The sequence below is a fragment of the Tsukamurella sp. TY48 genome (genome assembly GCF_019656655.1).
Classification (GTDB): Bacteria; Actinomycetota; Actinomycetes; order Mycobacteriales; family Mycobacteriaceae; genus Tsukamurella; species Tsukamurella strandjordii.
Map to the genome: position 1 here is coordinate 738,184 of NZ_BPMV01000002.1, position 16,428 is coordinate 754,611.

Annotated in this window: 17 protein-coding genes; 6 read left to right on the forward strand and 11 right to left on the reverse strand. The window is 70.2% G+C overall.

The window, feature by feature from the left end:
- From map to TTY48_RS19360, 3 genes are all read right to left on the reverse strand, one after another.
- Positions 1 to 861 (reverse strand): type I methionyl aminopeptidase, encoded by an 861-nt coding sequence (map, locus tag TTY48_RS19350; protein ID WP_220659257.1) that lies wholly within the window; start codon positions 859 to 861, stop codon positions 1 to 3.
- Positions 862 to 1,054: 193 nt separating this feature from the next.
- Positions 1,055 to 1,627, reverse strand: a complete 573-nt coding sequence (locus TTY48_RS19355) for a GNAT family N-acetyltransferase (protein ID WP_220659258.1) — start codon at positions 1,625 to 1,627, stop codon at positions 1,055 to 1,057.
- Positions 1,628 to 1,682: 55 nt separating this feature from the next.
- A complete protein-coding gene (locus TTY48_RS19360) occupies positions 1,683 to 3,521 on the reverse strand; it encodes a penicillin-binding transpeptidase domain-containing protein (RefSeq protein ID WP_220659259.1) in 1,839 nt (612 codons plus the stop codon).
- Positions 3,522 to 3,645: 124 nt separating this feature from the next.
- Here TTY48_RS19360 and TTY48_RS19365 point away from each other — a divergent pair, with 124 nt between their 5' ends.
- Entirely contained in the window at positions 3,646 to 4,941 is a 1,296-nt protein-coding gene (locus tag TTY48_RS19365) for an acetyl-CoA C-acyltransferase (RefSeq protein ID WP_220659260.1), read from the forward strand.
- On the opposite strand, the gene TTY48_RS19370 is transcribed toward TTY48_RS19365, so the two are convergent.
- Positions 4,942 to 5,673 carry an SDR family NAD(P)-dependent oxidoreductase gene (locus TTY48_RS19370; protein WP_220659261.1) on the reverse strand — a complete coding sequence of 244 codons (732 nt, stop codon included), beginning with the start codon at positions 5,671 to 5,673 and terminating at the stop codon, positions 4,942 to 4,944.
- A 38-nt stretch (positions 5,674 to 5,711) separates the two neighbouring features.
- Between TTY48_RS19370 and TTY48_RS19375 the strand changes: the two genes are divergently transcribed.
- The gene (locus TTY48_RS19375; protein WP_220659262.1) at positions 5,712 to 6,086 is read left to right on the forward strand and encodes a potassium channel family protein; all 375 of its coding nucleotides are present in this window, start codon (positions 5,712 to 5,714) and stop codon (positions 6,084 to 6,086) included.
- Here the strand turns inward: TTY48_RS19375 and TTY48_RS19380 are convergent, their stop codons facing one another.
- From TTY48_RS19380 to dxr, 5 genes are all read right to left on the reverse strand, one after another.
- On the reverse strand, positions 6,087 to 6,563 hold the full coding sequence (locus tag TTY48_RS19380; RefSeq protein ID WP_220659263.1) for a DUF456 domain-containing protein: 477 nt from the start codon (positions 6,561 to 6,563) through the stop codon (positions 6,087 to 6,089). It abuts the gene before it with no gap.
- Between the two features lie 50 nt (positions 6,564 to 6,613).
- Positions 6,614 to 7,447 (reverse strand): GNAT family N-acetyltransferase, encoded by an 834-nt coding sequence (locus TTY48_RS19385; RefSeq protein WP_220659264.1) that lies wholly within the window; start codon positions 7,445 to 7,447, stop codon positions 6,614 to 6,616.
- Positions 7,448 to 7,480: 33 nt separating this feature from the next.
- Positions 7,481 to 8,632, reverse strand: coding sequence for a flavodoxin-dependent (E)-4-hydroxy-3-methylbut-2-enyl-diphosphate synthase (ispG, locus tag TTY48_RS19390; protein WP_220659265.1), 1,152 nt, complete (start codon positions 8,630 to 8,632; stop codon positions 7,481 to 7,483).
- A gap of 17 nt (positions 8,633 to 8,649) precedes the next feature.
- The gene (locus TTY48_RS19395) at positions 8,650 to 9,888 is read right to left on the reverse strand and encodes an RIP metalloprotease (protein ID WP_220659266.1); all 1,239 of its coding nucleotides are present in this window, start codon (positions 9,886 to 9,888) and stop codon (positions 8,650 to 8,652) included.
- A gap of 88 nt (positions 9,889 to 9,976) precedes the next feature.
- Positions 9,977 to 11,119 (reverse strand): 1-deoxy-D-xylulose-5-phosphate reductoisomerase, encoded by a 1,143-nt coding sequence (gene dxr, locus TTY48_RS19400; RefSeq protein WP_220659267.1) that lies wholly within the window; start codon positions 11,117 to 11,119, stop codon positions 9,977 to 9,979.
- A 110-nt stretch (positions 11,120 to 11,229) separates the two neighbouring features.
- On the opposite strand from dxr, the gene TTY48_RS19405 reads away from it, so the two are divergent.
- Together TTY48_RS19405 and TTY48_RS19410 are read left to right on the forward strand one after the other, a co-directional pair.
- Positions 11,230 to 13,062: a siderophore-interacting protein gene (locus TTY48_RS19405; RefSeq protein ID WP_220659268.1), complete on the forward strand. Its 1,833-nt coding sequence runs from the start codon at positions 11,230 to 11,232 to the stop codon at positions 13,060 to 13,062.
- A 45-nt stretch (positions 13,063 to 13,107) separates the two neighbouring features.
- Positions 13,108 to 14,091 carry a DUF1707 domain-containing protein gene (locus TTY48_RS19410; protein ID WP_220659269.1) on the forward strand — a complete coding sequence of 328 codons (984 nt, stop codon included), beginning with the start codon at positions 13,108 to 13,110 and terminating at the stop codon, positions 14,089 to 14,091.
- Position 14,092: 1 nt separating this feature from the next.
- On the opposite strand, the gene TTY48_RS19415 is transcribed toward TTY48_RS19410, so the two are convergent.
- A complete protein-coding gene (locus TTY48_RS19415) occupies positions 14,093 to 14,404 on the reverse strand; it encodes a DUF952 domain-containing protein (RefSeq protein WP_220659270.1) in 312 nt (103 codons plus the stop codon).
- Between the two features lie 125 nt (positions 14,405 to 14,529).
- Here TTY48_RS19415 and TTY48_RS19420 point away from each other — a divergent pair, with 125 nt between their 5' ends.
- The gene (locus TTY48_RS19420; protein WP_255585837.1) at positions 14,530 to 14,793 is read left to right on the forward strand and encodes a DUF2631 domain-containing protein; all 264 of its coding nucleotides are present in this window, start codon (positions 14,530 to 14,532) and stop codon (positions 14,791 to 14,793) included.
- A 42-nt stretch (positions 14,794 to 14,835) separates the two neighbouring features.
- Here TTY48_RS19420 and rlmN read toward each other — a convergent pair whose 3' ends face one another.
- Complete coding sequence (rlmN, locus tag TTY48_RS19425) at positions 14,836 to 15,951, reverse strand: 23S rRNA (adenine(2503)-C(2))-methyltransferase RlmN (RefSeq protein ID WP_220659271.1); 1,116 nt, start codon at positions 15,949 to 15,951, stop codon at positions 14,836 to 14,838.
- Positions 15,952 to 16,008: 57 nt separating this feature from the next.
- Here rlmN and TTY48_RS19430 point away from each other — a divergent pair, with 57 nt between their 5' ends.
- Positions 16,009 to 16,389 (forward strand): lipopolysaccharide assembly LapA domain-containing protein, encoded by a 381-nt coding sequence (locus tag TTY48_RS19430; RefSeq protein WP_220659272.1) that lies wholly within the window; start codon positions 16,009 to 16,011, stop codon positions 16,387 to 16,389.
- The last annotated feature ends 39 nt before the right edge of the window (positions 16,390 to 16,428 follow it).

The following is a 16,428-nucleotide window of genomic DNA, read 5'->3' on the forward strand; positions in this document are numbered from 1 at the left end:
CTACGCGCTGGGCAGCGTGAGGATCTCGGCACCGTCGTCGGTGACGACGAGGGTGTGCTCGAACTGCGCGGTCCACTTCTTGTCGGTGGTGGCCACGGTCCAGCCGTCGGGCCAGATCTCGTAGTCGAGGCCGCCGAGGTTGATCATGGGCTCGATGGTGAAGACCATGCCGGGTTCGAGCACGGTGTCCACGTTCGGCTCGTCGTAGTGCAGCACCACGAGGCCGTTGTGGAAGGTCTCGCCGATGCCGTGGCCGGTGAAGTCACGGACCACGGTGTAGCCGAACCGATTCGCGTAGGCCTCGATCACGCGGCCGACCACGTTGAGCTCGCGCCCGGGCTTGACGGCCTTGATGGCGCGTTCGGTGGCGATGCGGGTGCGCTCGACCAGCAGGCGGTGCTCCTCGGAGACGTCGCCGGCGAGGAAGGTGGCGTTGGTGTCGCCGTGCACGCCGTCGATGTAGGCGGTCACGTCGATGTTGACGATGTCGCCGTCCTGGATCACGGTCGAGTCCGGGATGCCGTGGCAGATGACCTCGTTGAGGCTCGTGCAGCACGATTTCGGGAAGCCGCGGTAGCCCAGGGTCGACGGGTACGCGCCGTGGTCGATCATGTACTGGTGGGCCACCCGGTCGAGGTGGTCGGTGGTGACGCCGGGCGCCACCTCCGCGCCCGCGGCCTGCAGCGCGTCGGCGGCGATCCGCGAGGCCAGCCGCATCTTCTCGATGGTCTCCGGTGTCTGCACCCAGGGCTCGTTGCCCTCGTTCGCCGACTTCTTGTCGACGTACTCGGGGCGCGCGATCTGGGACGGGACGGCCAGCCGCGGCGAGACGGTGCCGGGGACGAGTGCAGCGCGGGTCATCCCTCCAGCCTAATCGTCCCCGCCGCCCCGTCGCCCCGCCTCCCCATCCCCCTCCCATCCCCTCCACTTCCCCCTCCCACCCCTCTTCTTCCGCCCCCAACCTGACTTAACTGCGTTAGCCCACACGACGTCCTGGGCGGATGCCTACACATATCGCTGTTAAGTCAGGAGGGGCTAGGTCAGAGGAGGAGCGTCAGAGGAGGAGCAAGGTCAGGGAGGTCGGGATCCAGTAGTGGCACAGAGGCGCGGTGAAGCCGTGCGCGCGGGCGTAATCGTCGACGGGCCGGATTCGTGCGAGGACGCCGCCGGCCGATTCGACGGTGCGGCGCGAGCCGATGTTGTCGTCGTCGCAGGTGACGAGCACCTCGGGCAGGCCGAGGCGGGCGGCCTCGGCGAGCATCAGTGCGAGCGCAGCGCCGGCGACGCCCTTCCGGCGCTCCGAGGGACGCACGTGGTAGCCGATGTGGCCGCCCAGTTCGGCGAGCATCTCGGTGAGTTCGTGGCGGAGCTGAATCGCTCCCAGGTAGCGATCGCCCCGAACGATCCAGCGATTGGTCGCGGGCACCACGGTGTCGGTCCGCTCGACCGTGGCGTTCGCGGCGAGCCGGTCCACCCAGGCGGCGAATCCGGCCGGATCACGACGATCGAGACCGCGGGCCAGCGCGCTGCCCGCCCCCGGATGATGCGCGGTATCGCCCCACTCGGCGACATTGCGCAACCACTCCTCGTGCAGGTCTGCGCGCGGCGCGATCAGTTCGATGCCCATGCCGCCACCCTTCCCCGGCCTTCGGGGCGGGGCAACCGAATTCCGTGGGACCCGGTCAGTTCGGGACGGCGCCGACCGGGGCGTCGAACCGGTCGAAGAACTCCTTGGTCACCGCGACGGCGTTGTCGGAGCTGCCACCGAGCACCACCATCGTCGCGAAGGCGAGATCGCCGCGGTAGCCCACGAACCAGGCGTGCGAGCCGCCCTCGACCTCGGCCTCACCGGTCTTGCCCAGGATGTCGCCGGACCCGCGGATCAGCTCGGCGGTACCGGAGGCGACCACCTCGCGCATCATGGCCCGCACCCCGTCGACCGCCCGGGGATCCAGCGGCGGGCGGTCACCGTCGACCTTGGTCGGCTTGCCCAGCAGCAGCTGCGGAGTGACCGCGCCGCCCTTGGCCACTGCCGCGGCGACCAGCGCCATGGAGAACGGGCTCACCAGCACCTCGCCCTGGCCGAAGCTGTCCTCGACCTGGTTCACCATGGCCTTGGGCGTGGGGTACTGGCCGGAGGCCACCGGCAGCCCCTGGATGTCGTACTCGGGTCCGACGCCGAGTTCCGCGGCGGCCGTGGGCAGTGCGTCGAAGGCCATCTTCGATCCGAGGTAGGCGAAGCTGGTGTTGCAGGACCGGGCGAAGGCGCGCTGCATGGTGACGTCGCCGAGCGCGAACCGGTTGTAGTTGGGCACCTCGCGCTCGCCGATGGTGAGTGTTCCGGGGCACGGCACGATCGTGTCGGGCGTCGCGGTGCCGGTGGAGATCGCAGCGGTGGCGGTGACGATCTTCCCCGTAGACCCCGGCGGATACAGGCCGGAGGTGGCCAGCGACCCGAGCTTGTCGGCCTCCGGATTCTGCGCCACGGCCAGTACGTTCCCCGTGGACGGCTGGATCACCACCATCATCGACTGCCGGTCGCGCCGGGTGTTCACCGCGGCCTGCGCCGCGGCCTGCGCGATCGGCGAGATGCTCACCGTGGCGGAGGCGGCGGTCTTCGGCGGCGTGCTGGTGAGGGTGACCACCTGGGCTCCGGTATCGGCCTGCACCACCACTTCCCAGCCGTCGGTGCCGCCGAGATCGCCCTCCACGTTCTTCTTGATCGACGACATGAGCGCGGGCGCGAAGGTGCGGTCCGTGGACACCAGATCTGCCTGCTCGACGAGCGTGACGCCGGGCAGCGCGGTCACATCGCCCGCCAGCTTGCGCAGATCGTCCTGGTTCACGGTGGCCACCACGTAGGGCCCCTGGAACGAGGTGGCCTGCTCGGTGAGCTGCACGGGGTCGAGCCCCGGGACGATGGGTTGCAGTGCGCGCGTGAGCTGTCCGGCCACGTCGAGCACCGTGGTGGGCGCGGTGACCTTCGAGGCCTCCAGGCGGATCCGGGTCACCACACCGGGCACCAGCACCGACCCACCCGATGCCGAGTTCACCGGCGCCTTGGGCGCGGCGAGGGCCTTGAGCACCATCGTCTGATTGGCGCCGAGCCGGGGGTGCAGCACCGTCGGGTCCCAGCGCACCTTCCACTGGCCGTTCTCCTGCACCGCGGTGAACGTGCCCTGGTAGCTCCACGTGCGGTTCGACCTACCGCGGTCGGCGGGCAGATCCCACACGTACTCGTAGTCCACGGCGCTGGTGGAGCCTTGCGTACGCACCTGTCCCACTTTGAGTTTCACGCCCCGCGCCTGCAAACCCTCGAAGGTGCCCTGCAGCATCTTCTTGGCGGCGGAGGGCGTGGTGGTGAGGTTCGCGGCGCCGTCGAGATCCTTGTCCGCGAGGGCGGCACCGAAGCGCACGGCCACCGGACCGGGACCGTTGGTGTTCGCGGTTGCGCAGCCGCCCGACACGACCATCGCCACGAGGGCGACGATCACGACGACACGGGTGCGCAGGTTCTTCACCGGGACAGGGTATGACGGTGCGCGGACCGGGCCGGGTTGCCGCGCGGGCCTGTGAAGACTGAGACGCAAGTGACCTCACCACGGTGCGCCCCACACCGAACTGACTCATGAGTAAGATAGCGCCATGTCCACTCCCACGAGCCGGCGCGCCGTGATCGTCTCCGGCGCCCGCACCCCCTTCGTCCGCGCCTTCGGCGACTTCGCCCAACTCGACACCATCGCCCTCGCCGGCCGCGCCGTCGAGGGCCTGCTGGACCGCGTCCCGGCCGTCGCGGACCGGATCGAGGCCATCGTCTGGGGCGGCGTGATCCTGCCCGCCGGTGCCCCCAACATCGCGCGCGAGGTGGCCATCGACCTGGGCCTGGGCCACGGCGTCGAGGGCCACACCGTGACCCGCGCCTGCGCCTCCGGCCTACAGGCCGTCACGACCGCGGCCGCCGCGATCGAGCGCGGTGAGTACGACATCATGATCGCGGGCGGCTCCGATTCGGTGTCGAACGCCTCGGTCAACCTGCCGAACAAGCTGGTCCAGGCAGCGGCACCGCTGGCCCTGGGCAAGCCCTCGATCCGCGACTACGTGGGTGCCGCGCTGGGGCTCGCCCCGTTCACCGGTCTCCTGCCGAGCCGCCCGAAGATCTCCGAGCGCACCACCGGAGAGGTGATGGGCGAATCGGCCGACAAGATGGCGAAGATCCACGGCATCTCCCGCGAGGCGCAGGACGCCTACGCCGCGCGGTCGCACGCCCGGGCCGCCGCCGCCATCGCCTCGGGCCGCTTCGACGACGAGGTGGTCCCGGTGACCACGCCCGACGGCACCACCGTGACCCGCGACGGCCTGGTCCGCGACAACACCAGCGCCGAGAAGCTGGCCTCCCTCCGCCCCGTCTTCAACCGCGACGGCACGGTGACCGCGGGCAACGCCAGCCCGCTGACCGACGGTGCCGCGGCCGTGCTCGTGATGAGCGAGGACAAGGCCCGCGAACTCGGCCTGACCCCGCTGGCCGCGATCCGCTCCTGGAGCTACGTGAGCGTCGACCCCGCCGACGAGGTGCTCATCGGCCCGGCCATCTCGATGCCGCGTGCGCTGGACAAAGCCGGCCTGGAACTGGACGACGTCGACCTCGTCGACATCCACGAGGCCTTCGCGGCCCAGACTCTGTCGGTCCTCGATGCGCTGGCGAGCCCGGAGTGGGCGGCGGAGCGACTCGACCGCGACACCCCGGTGGGCGAGATCGACCCGGACAAGCTGAACGTGCACGGCGGCTCGGTATCGATCGGACATCCCTTCGGCGCCACCGGTGCCCGCATGGTGACCACGATGGCCAACGAGCTCGCCCGCACCGGCAAGCAGACCGCGCTGCTCGGGATCTGCGCTGCCGGTGGGCACGGCGCGAGCGTGGTGCTGGAACGGGTCGAATGATCAGGTGACCGAGAGGCCACCGTCGACGCACAGGTTCTGGCCGGTGACGAACCGCGAGCCCTCCCCCGCCAGGAAGACCGCGGCCGCCGCGAAGTCCGACGGTGCGCCGAGCGTCCCGGTGTGGGCGCGCCGCCGGAAGTACTCGGCGCGTTCGGGATCGGCGAGGACGGCAGTGGTCATCGGTGTCGCGATCAGGCCGGGGGTCAGCGAATTGGCGGTCACGCCGCGGGCGGCCCAGGCCTCCGACTGGGAACGGGTAAGTCCGGCGATCCCCGCCTTCGCGACCCCGTAGGCCCCGCTGTTGCCGAAGGCGCGGTGCGCCTGCGTCGAGGCGACGTTGATGATGCGGCCCCAGCCGCGGGCGGCCATCCGCGGACCGTAGTGCTGCCCCAGCCGGAAGGGTGCGTCGAGGTTCACCGCGAGGATCTCGCGGTAGAGGACATCGTCGATCTCGGCGAGCGGCGGGCGGGGATTGGTCCCGGCGCAGTTGATCAGGATGTCGACGGCATCGGCACGCGCGTCGACCGCCGCGATGAGATCGTCGACCCCGTCGGCGAGGTCGGCGCTGATGCCCTCGGGACCGAGCCGGTCACGGTCCCGGCCGGTGCGCAGGACGCGGGCCCCGGCACCGTCGAGCGCCTCCGCGATGGCCGCGCCGATCCCCGAGCTGGCCCCCGTGACCAGAGCGGTGCGTCCGGTGAGATCGAACAGTCCCGCCACCTCGGATCGCATGCCGACACCCTACGCGGGGGCCTCGTTAGGCTGGGGTGATGTTGGGCCTGACACTGATGTTCAAGCGGTTCTTCGGCGCGGTGCGCACCAGCTGGCGGGACCCGTCGATGCGCGGCGCGGTGCTCAGCCTGATCATCATCGTGACCGCGGCGACGATCTTCTACACCCTCGCCGAGAAGTGGTCGGTGATCGATTCACTGTTCTACGCCGTATCCGTGGGGCTCCCGATGGGCAACGGCGATCTCAACCCCACGACGACCCTGTCGAAGATCTTCACGCTGGTCTACGCCGTGCTGGTGGTGGGGCTGTTCGTGACGGTGGGCGGTTCCCTCGCGAGCTCGATCGTGCAGAACAACACCGAGAAGGTCAGTCGGCTCAACAAGCGCGGCCAGGGCGATGAGCCGCAGGGCTGATCAGTTCAGCACGGCGAGCAACCAGATCCCCACGGCGCACAGCGCGCCGGCCAGTTCGATCAGGATGAGCAGTCCCGCGGCCTTGGTCGCGGCGATCGCCCCGGTCCAGCCCGCCCGAACGTCCTTGAGGCGCACCGCTTCGGCGATGAAGGTGCCACCGATGAAGCCGATCAGCAGCCCGATCACGGGGATCACGAAGAACAGCACGATCCCACAGACGCCGCCCGCCACGAGCGACCACTTCCCCACCCCGGCCTTGGCCATGGTGCGGTGTCCCACGAAGTACTTGACCACCCACGCGATCACCATGCAGCCGAGCGCCGCGGCGAAGACGCCCCAGGCCGACCCGCCGGTGAAGATCGCCCAGATCAGGATGCCCAGCGCCACCAGGGTGGAACCCGGCAGCACCGGGATCACGATCCCCAACAGGCCGACCACCATCAGCGCGACGACCGCGACGTACCCCCACGTATTCACGCACGAATAGTAAGGGCAAGGCGTTCTCTTACACGAGTGCCGTGACGCACTCAGGTCAACAGGACCGTGGCGAAGGTCGCGACCTGCTCGAATCCCACCCGCTCATAGGCGCGACGGGCCGGGGTGTTGAAGCTGTTGACGTACAGGCTGGGCACCCGCCCGGTGCGCCGCACCGCGTCGGCGACGGCCGCCGTTCCGGCACCGCCGAGACCCTGCCCCCGCAGGTCGGGCCGCACCCATACGCCCTGGATCTGTCCGACGGTGCGCGAAACGGCCCCGACCTCGGCCTTGAAGGCGACCTCGGGACCGTCGAAGAGCACGTACGCGCGGCCGCTGAGGATCGTGTTGGCGACGCGGCGGCGGTAGGCGCGGCCCCCGTCGCCCATGCGCGGGTCGATGCCGACCTCGGCGGTGAACATCGCGATCGACGCATCGAGGTAGCGGTCGAGCTCCGCCATCCGGGCGGGCCGGACACCGGTGTGCGGCGCGCGCGAAGGACCGGCCATGACCATCAACGGCTGCTCCTCGCGAACCTCCCGCGCCGGGCCCCACGACGATTCGAGGTCCGACCACAGGGGCAGCACCAGCTCGGCGCGACCGACCACCGATGCGGCGGTGCGCGCACCGCGGCCCGCGCGGCCGGCGAAGTACCGCATCGCATCGAGATCGCCGCGCAGCGGCATGAGGTTCGCCCCGGCGAAGCACAGGGCGGAGGAGGAATCGCGGTGCGACCACAGCTCGCCGCCGAGCGAACCGGGATCGGTGCCGTACTCCTGGACGCGCCCGGCCACCATGCAGGCGGCCACCGGATCCGCATCGAGGACGGCCAGCACCTTGGGCAGATCCCGCGGCGGGACCGGCCTCTCGTGCAGCATCCTCAACACGGGCGACTCCTCACGCTCTTCGCGACGGCCTACCTAGGACACGGTGACCACGGGGGTACCGCTCCCCTCACTATCCCCCGATTCCTCGGCGATCCGCAGGGCTTCCTCGATCAGGGTCTCCACGATCTGCGCCTCGGGCACCGTCTTGATCACCTCGCCCTTGACGAAGATCTGGCCCTTGCCGTTGCCGGAGGCCACACCGAGGTCGGCCTCGCGGGCCTCGCCCGGACCGTTCACGACGCAGCCCATGACGGCCACGCGCAGCGGCACCTCCATGCCCTCGAGCCCCGCGGAGACCTCGTTCGCGAGCTTGTAGACATCGACCTGGGCACGGCCGCAGGACGGGCAGGAGACGATCTCCAGCTTGCGGGGCCGCAGGTTCAGCGACTGCAGGATGGCATCGCCCACCTTGATCTCCTCGGCCGGCGGGGCCGAGAGGGAGACGCGGATGGTGTCGCCGATGCCCTCGGCGAGCAGGGCTCCGAAGGCGACGGAGCTCTTGATGGTGCCCTGGAAGGCGGGGCCGGCCTCGGTGACGCCGAGGTGCAGCGGGTAGTCGCACTGCGCGGCCAGCTGCCGGTAGGCCTCCACCATGATCACCGGATCGTTGTGCTTGACCGAGATCTTGATGTCGCCGAAGCCGTGCTCCTCGAACAGGCTCGCCTCCCACAGCGCGGACTCGACCAGCGCCTCGGGGGTGGCCTTGCCGTACTTCTCCATCATCCGCTTGTCCAGCGAGCCCGCGTTCACGCCGATGCGGATCGGGATACCGGCGTCACCGGCGGCCTTCGCGACCTCCTTGACGCGGCCGTCGAACTCCTTGATGTTGCCCGGGTTCACGCGCACCGCGGCGCAACCGGCGTCGATCGCGGCGAAGATGTACTTCGGCTGGAAGTGGATGTCCGCGATCACCGGGATGTTCGCCTTCTTGGCGATGATCGGCAGCGCGTCGGCGTCCTCCTGCCGCGGGCAGGCCACGCGCACCATGTCGCAGCCGGACGCGGTGAGCTCGGCGATCTGCTGCAGCGTGGCGTTCACGTCGTGGGTCTTGGTGGTGCACATGGACTGCACCGAGATGGGGCTGTCGCTGCCGACGCCGACTCCGCCCACGTTGAGCTGGCGGGTCTTGCGGCGGGGTGCGAGCGTCGGGGCCGGGGCTGCCGGCATTCCCAAACCTACGGACATGTGCTGCTTCTCCGGTTTCAGTTGAAGAGCTTGATGGGATTGACGATGTCGGCTGTGAGGACGAGCAACATGTACCCGCCCGCGAGCGCCAGGACGACGTACGTCAGCGGCGCGAGCTTCATGTAGTCGACGGGGCCGCCCTTGCGGCCGGTGACCAGGTCGCGGAGCTTCTCGAAGATCACCACCGCCATGTGGCCACCGTCGAACGGGGGCACCGGCAGCAGGTTGATCAGGCCGAGCATGAGGTTGAGGCCGGCGAGCAGCAGGAAGAACACCTGCCACATATCGCGCTCGGCCACCTCGCCACCGATCATCGCCGCGCCCACCATGGACTGCGGGGTGTCGAGGCCGCGCTTCTCGCCCTTGATCGCGTCGATCAGGGCCGGCACCTTCTGCGGCAGCTGGCCGATCGCGACCACGGTCTTCTGACCGAGGTCGAGGGTGAACGCCGCGGTGCCGCCGATCGCCGTGAGCGGGTTGTAGTGGTTCGTCACACCGAGCGTCCCCACCGTGATGCCGATGGTGGGCCCGGTGACCTCGGCGAAGTCCTTACCGTCGGGGGTCGACCGCCACTTCTTGGAGATGATGGGATCGACGGTGATCGTCTGGTCCCGGCCGTCCCGGACGATGCCGAGGGCGATCGGCCCGGAGGCCTTCTGCAGGGCGTCGAACACAGTCTCAGCGTTCACGGGAGTGCCGTTGACCGAGGCGATGACGTCGCCGAACTGCAGGCCCGCCTGCGCTGCCGGGCTGGGCTTGCACTCGCCGATCGGCTGGCCGGGCTTACCCTCCGGCGTCGGTTTGGTCGTGGCTTCGGCGACGCAGCCGGTGCCGGCGACGGCCGCCTGCGCGGGGGTGTTGATGGCGGGGAGGCCGGACACCACGGCGACGCCGTAGATCAGGACGATCCCGAGGACGAAGTTCATCGCCGGTCCGGCGAACAGCACGAACAGCCGCTTCCACGCGGCCTGCTTGTACATCGCCTTCTCCTGCTCGACGGGCGTCTTCAGCTCGTCCATCAGCGTCATTCCGGCGATATCGCAGAAGCCGCCCAGAGGCAGCGCTTTGACCCCGTACTCGATCCCGTCCGGGCCCTTCGGGCGCCGGGTCGACCACAGCGTGGGCCCGAAGCCCACGAAGTAGCGCCGCACCTTCATCCCCGTGGCCTGTGCGGCCCACATGTGCCCGCACTCGTGCCACGCGATCGAGGCGAGGATGCACAGCGCGAACGCCGCGATACCCAGGCCATACATCATGGCGTCCAGAATACCGGGGCGCGGCAGTGGTGCGGACCACGTGATCGGCGCTTCCGCTCAGGGCCGAATCCGTGGCCCTCGGGCCGGGTCAGGCGAGGCCGACGAGCGTCGCCGCACGGGCGCGCGCCCACTCCTCCGCGGCGAGCACATCGGCCACGTCGCGCGGCTCGGCCTGCCACTGCGCACCGTCGGACACCACCTGCGCGACGGTGTCGACGATGGCGAGGAAGGACGTGCGTCCGTCGAGGAAGGCCTGGGCGACCACCTCGTTGGCGGCGTTGAAGACCGCGGTCAGGCTGCCGCCCCGGGTGCCGGCATCGCGGGCGACGGCGATCGCGGGAAAGGTCTCGTCGTCCACGGGGGCGAAGGTCCAGGTGTGCGCCTGGGTGAAATCACAGGCCACGGACGCGCCGGGGACGCGATCGGGCCAGCCCAGCGCCAGCGCGATCGGCAGCTTCATCGACGGCGGCGAGGCCTTGGCGATGGTGGCGCCGTCGACGAAGGTGACCATCGAGTGCACCACGGACTGCCGGTGCACGGTCACGTCGATGCGGTCGTAGGGCACGCCGAACAGCAGGTGCGCCTCGATCACCTCGAGCGCCTTGTTCACCAGCGTGGCGGAGTTCAGGGTGATCATCTGCCCCATCGACCAGGTGGGGTGCTGCGCAGCCTGCGCGGGTGTGACATCGGCCAGTTCCGCCCGGGTGCGGCCGAAGAACGGGCCACCGGACGCGGTGAGGATCAGCCGGTCGACCTCGGCGGCCGTACCGCCGCGCAGGCACTGGGCGATGGCCGAGTGCTCGGAGTCGACGGGCACGATCTGGCCGGGCGCGGCGCGCCCCAGCACCAGCGAACCGCCGGCGACGAGGGATTCCTTGTTGGCCAGCGCGAGCCGCGCGCCGCTGTCGAGTGCGGCCAAGGTCGGGCCGAGACCGAGGCTGCCGACCACGCCGTTGAGCACCACATGGGCCTCGACCGTCTCCACCAGGCGGGTCATGGCGTCCGGGCCCGTCAGCGCGCCGTCGAAGGAGCCGGCGCGGGAGGCATCGGCGATGCCGATCCGGGCGCCGTCGATTCCGGTCGCGCGGGCCTGCTGCGCGAGCAACTCGGGGTTGCCGCCGCCGGCACCGAGCCCGACCACCTCGAACCGGTCCGGGTTCTCGGCGATCACCTCCAGCGCCTGGGTGCCGATGGAGCCGGTGCTGCCGAGGATGAGGACGCGGGTGGTCACCGCCTCAGCGTATCGGCGCTCACTCGGGGCCCGACGGTCCGCCACTCCTCGCCATGCACAGGCCAGGCTAACCTTGTGAAGTACGGAATCCCGACGAAAGGCCCGCCACGATGGCCAGCACTCTCCGCGACGGCGCGGTGTTCCCGATCTGCCTGCGCGAATTCGACGTGCTCCGCGTGACCGATGTGACGCCGGGGATGCGACGCATCGTGGTCGGCGGCCCGGCGATGGATACGCACGTCCGGGACGGGGTGGAGCTGCCACCGGTACGCAGCACCGGTTTCGACGACGACGTCAAGGTGCTCCTCCCCGATCTGCACACCGGCGAGTTCCCGTTCGAGGTGCCGAAGAACACCGATCAGGGCCGCGTGGACTGGACCGACGGGTCGTTCGAGCACGCCCGCACGTACACGGTGCGCGAGATCGACGCCGACGCCGGCGAGATGAGCATCGACTTCGTCCTGCACGGCACCGGCCTGGCCGCCACATGGGCCCGGCGGGCCGAGGTGGGTTCGAAGGTGCTCATCGCCGGGCCGAAGCACTCCGCCGCGCTCCCCCGCGATGTGGACTGGCTCCTGCTGGGCGGCGACGAGACCGCGCTGCCGGCCATCGGGCGCTGCCTGGAACTGCTGCCCCCGGGGTTCAAGGCCACCGCGATCATCGAGGTCGCCGAGCCCGCGCACCGGCAGGAGCTGCGGACGCAGGGCGATGTGGAGTTCGTCTGGCTGTACCGCTCGGAGTCGGGCGGGCAGTCGCGCATGGTCGAGACGGTGCAGCAGGCGCGGTGGCGCGGCGAGCGCCCGTACCTGTGGGTGGCGGGCGAGACGCTGACGATCAAGCCGCTGCGGCGCTGGGCGAAGAACGACAAGGGGCTGGACAAGGATCGGGTGGAGATCACCGGGTACTGGCGCCACCGCGAGGTGGCGACGGTCGAGGGCGACGCGGAGCTCGTGGACACCAGCCAGGATCAGAACCTCGCCTCCGAGATCCACGAGCTCACGGAGCTGTTGCCGCCGTTCGCGATCCGCGCCGGCGTGACCCTCGGCATCTTCGCCGCGATCGACGAGGGCGCCACCACGGCGTCGGCGATCGCCACCGCCTGCGGGACCGATCCCGCGGCCACCGAGAAGCTGCTGCGGCATCTGGCGCTGCTGGAGTTCGTGACGCGGGACGGGTCCGGCTACGCGCTGACGGCGCGCGGCGAGCTGCTCACCGACCCCGACGAGATCCTGCCGGGGAGCCTGCACAACGACCGCCTGCGCACGCGCCTCGACCTGCCCTTCACGCGGCTCGTCGACGCCGTCCGCACCGGCCGGGCCGTCCCGTTCGAGGGCGGCACGCTGCGCGAGGCGCGCCGGACCGACGACGACCTGGCCGAACAGCTGCACGCCCACGCCACGCGCTGGGCCACCTATCGCGCGCCCGCCCTCCCGGAGGCGATCGATTTCGCGGCGATCCGCACCGTGGCCGTCTTCGGCGACGGCGCCGGGGTGTACGCGGACAACCTCGCCCGGCTGCTCCCCGACGTGTCGGCGACCCTGATCGGGATGCCGAGCACGGTGGAGCGCGAGTACGCGGTCGTGGCCCCCGAGCGTCGCGCGCGCGTGACCGCCGCGCCCGCAACGGTCTTCGCGCCGCTGCCGCAGCGGTACGACCTCGTCCTCGGCATCGACTTCCTGGAGACACTCCCGGACGCGGACGCGCGCCTACTGCTCTCGACCTTGCGCGGCAGCGCCGGGACGGTGGCCTTCGTCGGTGACGTGCTCAATCCGGAGACCACGGACGATCACGAGACCGAGGCCGATCTGCGGGCACTGTGCCTGCACGGCGGCGGCGTGCGCACCGCCGACGAGATCGCCGCGCTGGCCGACGATGCCGCGCACCGGATCGCGCCGCTCGGCTGGGGAACCTTCGTCGTCGAGTTCGACGGGACGCCCGCCTGAGCCTCCGGGTACTCGTTTCCCATCGCAACGGCTACGCTGCGATGCATGTCGGAAAACTTCGACTCCAACGAACGTGAATTCGGCGGTGCGGGCAAGCGCGCCCGCGACGCCGATCGCGAGGAGGTCATGGGCCTGCTCGACAGCGCCCTGTCCGACGGTCAGCTCGACGGTGCCGAACATCGCGACCGGGTCGCCACCGCCCTGCGCGCGAGCACGCTCGGCGAGCTCACCGGCCTCGTCGACGATCTGCAGGTCGCGGCTCCCTCGTTCCTCGCACCACCCACGGACCGCCCGGCGACACCCGCCCGGGTGACGCCGTCCGCACCCGTACCCGCGCCTGCGAAACCGCCGTCGACGAAGGTCACACGGGCGGAATCGTCCGTCGACTCGACCACCTCCACCGCGCTCATCTTCGTGGTCGTGATCGTCCTCACCGCCGTGCTCATCGGGGGCGTCGCGAAGGCGATGAACGACTCGAGCGGAGGAACGTTCGGCGATGGGGGCCCTCAGTGGTCCCGGATCTGCGACAGCGAGGGCAAGAACTGCCGCGACCAGAACGGCAGGGCCGTGCCCGATGATCCACCCGCGAAGAAGCCGCCGGAGCCCGTGGCCGGTGTGCGCCTGGTCGGCAATCCGATGGCGTCGACGAACATCCGCGCCGTCTACGAGTCGATGACCACCGCACTGAAACCGGTGGCGGTCGTCTCGCTGACGATCGACCAGTGGGGCCCCGTGGCCACGCTCGCCCTCCCCGACGATCCCGAGAACCTCGAAACCTGGGTGCTCCGCGACGGTATGTGGAGATACTCCTTCGACCTGCGCAATCAGACCGGCGCCCGGTTCGCACCCGATGTGATGAACCTCGACGCCATCACCACTGCGATCGCCGATGCGCCCGGAATCACCCGGACGGTCCGCGAGCCGACCAGAGTCGCGTTCGCGGCGACGGCGGTCACGATCGACTACACCGGACCGGCGGGCACGAGCTCGACCCTGATCCTGGCGCCGGACGGCACCGTCGTTCCGTGACCTAGTCGATCCGCGCGGTCCCGGTCACCGCGGACACGGGGATCGGGCCGTAGATGTGCGGGAACAGCTCGTCGACGCCCGGGGCGGGCGGCTCGTACCGCACATCGAGGCCCGTCGGATCGATGGAGAGCAGGACGAGATCGGACGCGGGAACGTCGGCGTAGAACCGCTCCCGCACGCCGCGCCACTGCTCGGCGGTGGAGGCGTGGATGAATCCGACGTCGGCGAGCGACGCGCCGCGGGTCGACATCGTGTATTCGCCGGCGGCCTGAGCGGTATCCCAGTCGGTGACGAAGGCGAGGTGGAAGATCACCCGTCCGACGCTACCGGTGATTTGCGGCGCCCCTGATACGACAGCCGGTCGTAGCGGGATAGGATTCGTACATATCCCGGGGCTCAGCCTCCCGGGCGGCAGGCAGCGACGAAGGAGAACGCGCAGTGGCAACCACCGACCTGGAGCGTCAGCAGAGCAATTCGACGGTCGACGAGGCCGACGTGCCCTCGAAGGACTGGGGCTGGAGCGGCAACGCGCCGAACGCCGCCCGCGTCGCCGGCGTGCTGTTCGCGCTGCTCCTGCTGGGCATGACCATCGGCAACCACCCCGGCAAGACCGAGGACATCTGGCTGGTCGGCTTCGCCGTGGCCATCCTGGGTGCCATCGTGATCAACTGGTACTCCAGCCGCGGCAAGTGGAAGAACTGAGCTAGCCGCCCCGTTCCACCCGAGAACGCCTGACCCGCCGGGTCAGGCGTTTTCTTCTGCCGCGAGCTGACCGCAGGCCGCGGCGATCTCCTGGCCGCGGGTATCGCGCACGGTGCACGAGACGCCCTGCGCGATCACCCGGCGCACGAACTCGTCCTGCCGGTCCTTCGGCGAGGCGTCCCACTCGCTGCCCGGCGTCGGGTTGAGCGGGATCAGGTTGACGTGCGCGAACTGGCCCAGCTTCTTGCGCAGCTTCTCGCCCAGCATGTCGGCCCGCCAGGGCTGATCGTTCACGTCCCGGATCAGGGCGTACTCGATGGAGACGCGGCGGCCGGTCTTATCGGCGTAGTAGCGGGCCGCGTCCAGCACCTCGGCCACGCTCCACCGGTTGTTCACCGGCACCAGGGTGTCGCGGAGCTCGTCGTCGGGGGTGTGCAGCGAGACGGCGAGCGTCACCGACAGGCCCTCGTCGGCCAGCTTCCGGATCGCGGGCGCGAGGCCCACGGTGCTCACGGTGACGTGGCGCTGCGAGATACCCAGGCCCTCGGGCGCGGGTGCGACGATCCGGCGCACGGCCTGCACCACCCGCTTGTAGTTGGCGAGCGGCTCCCCCATGCCCATGAAGACGACGTTCGACAGGCGCCCCGGCCCGCCGGCCACGTCACCGTCCTGCATGGCCTTCGCGGCACTACGGACCTGGTCGACGATCTCGGCGGTGGAGAGGTTGCGATCGAGGCCGCCCTGGCCGGTGGCGCAGAACGGGCACGCCATACCGCAGCCGGCCTGGCTGGAGATACACAGCGTGGCGCGGTCGGTGTACCGCATGAGCACCGATTCGAGCAGCGTGCCGTCGTGCAGGCGCCACAGCGTCTTGCGGGTGGTGCCGCTGTCGGTGGCGATGTGCCGCACGGGCGTCATCAGCTCGGGCAGGAGCGCCTCGCCGACGGTGCCGCGCGCGGCGGCCGGGAGATCGGTCATCGTGGCCGCGTCGGCCTCGAGCCGGCCGTAGTAGTGACGGGCGAGCTGGTTCGCGCGGAACTTGGGCAGACCGAGGTCGACGACGGCCTGCTGCAGCTCGTCGTCGGTGAGGTCGGCCAGGTGGCGCGGGGGCTTGCCGCGCTTGGGCGCGTCGAACACCAGGGGCAGAGAAGTACTCATGTCCACTCCAGTGTCCCATGGTTTCGCAGTGCGCGATCAGGTGGCAGGATATGCCGCATGGCAGCGAACGAAGACCGTGTTCGGGACAGCGAAGAGCCCGTGAAGATTCCGGCCTCGACCGACCCCGAGGAACAGTCCGGCGCGCCCGCGAAGAAGGACGGCGGGGTGACTCTCGACGCCTACGACCAGGTCAAGCACACCCGGTCGGCGTCGCTGTGGTCCGGGCTGGTCGGTGGCGCGGTGATCCTGCTCGTACTGCTCGCCTTCATCGTGCAGAACCAGCAGAACACCCAGATCAACCTGCTGTTCTGGGAGGCGAACCTGCCGCTGGGCGTGTCCCTGCTGATCGCGGCCATCCTGGGCGCGCTCGTCGTGGGTTCCGCGGGCGGCCTGCGGATCTTCCAGCTGCGCCGCGCCGCGAAGAAGCTGCGCGACTGACATCCGGGCCGCCGTGAGCGCGACCGCGCCTCGGTGAAA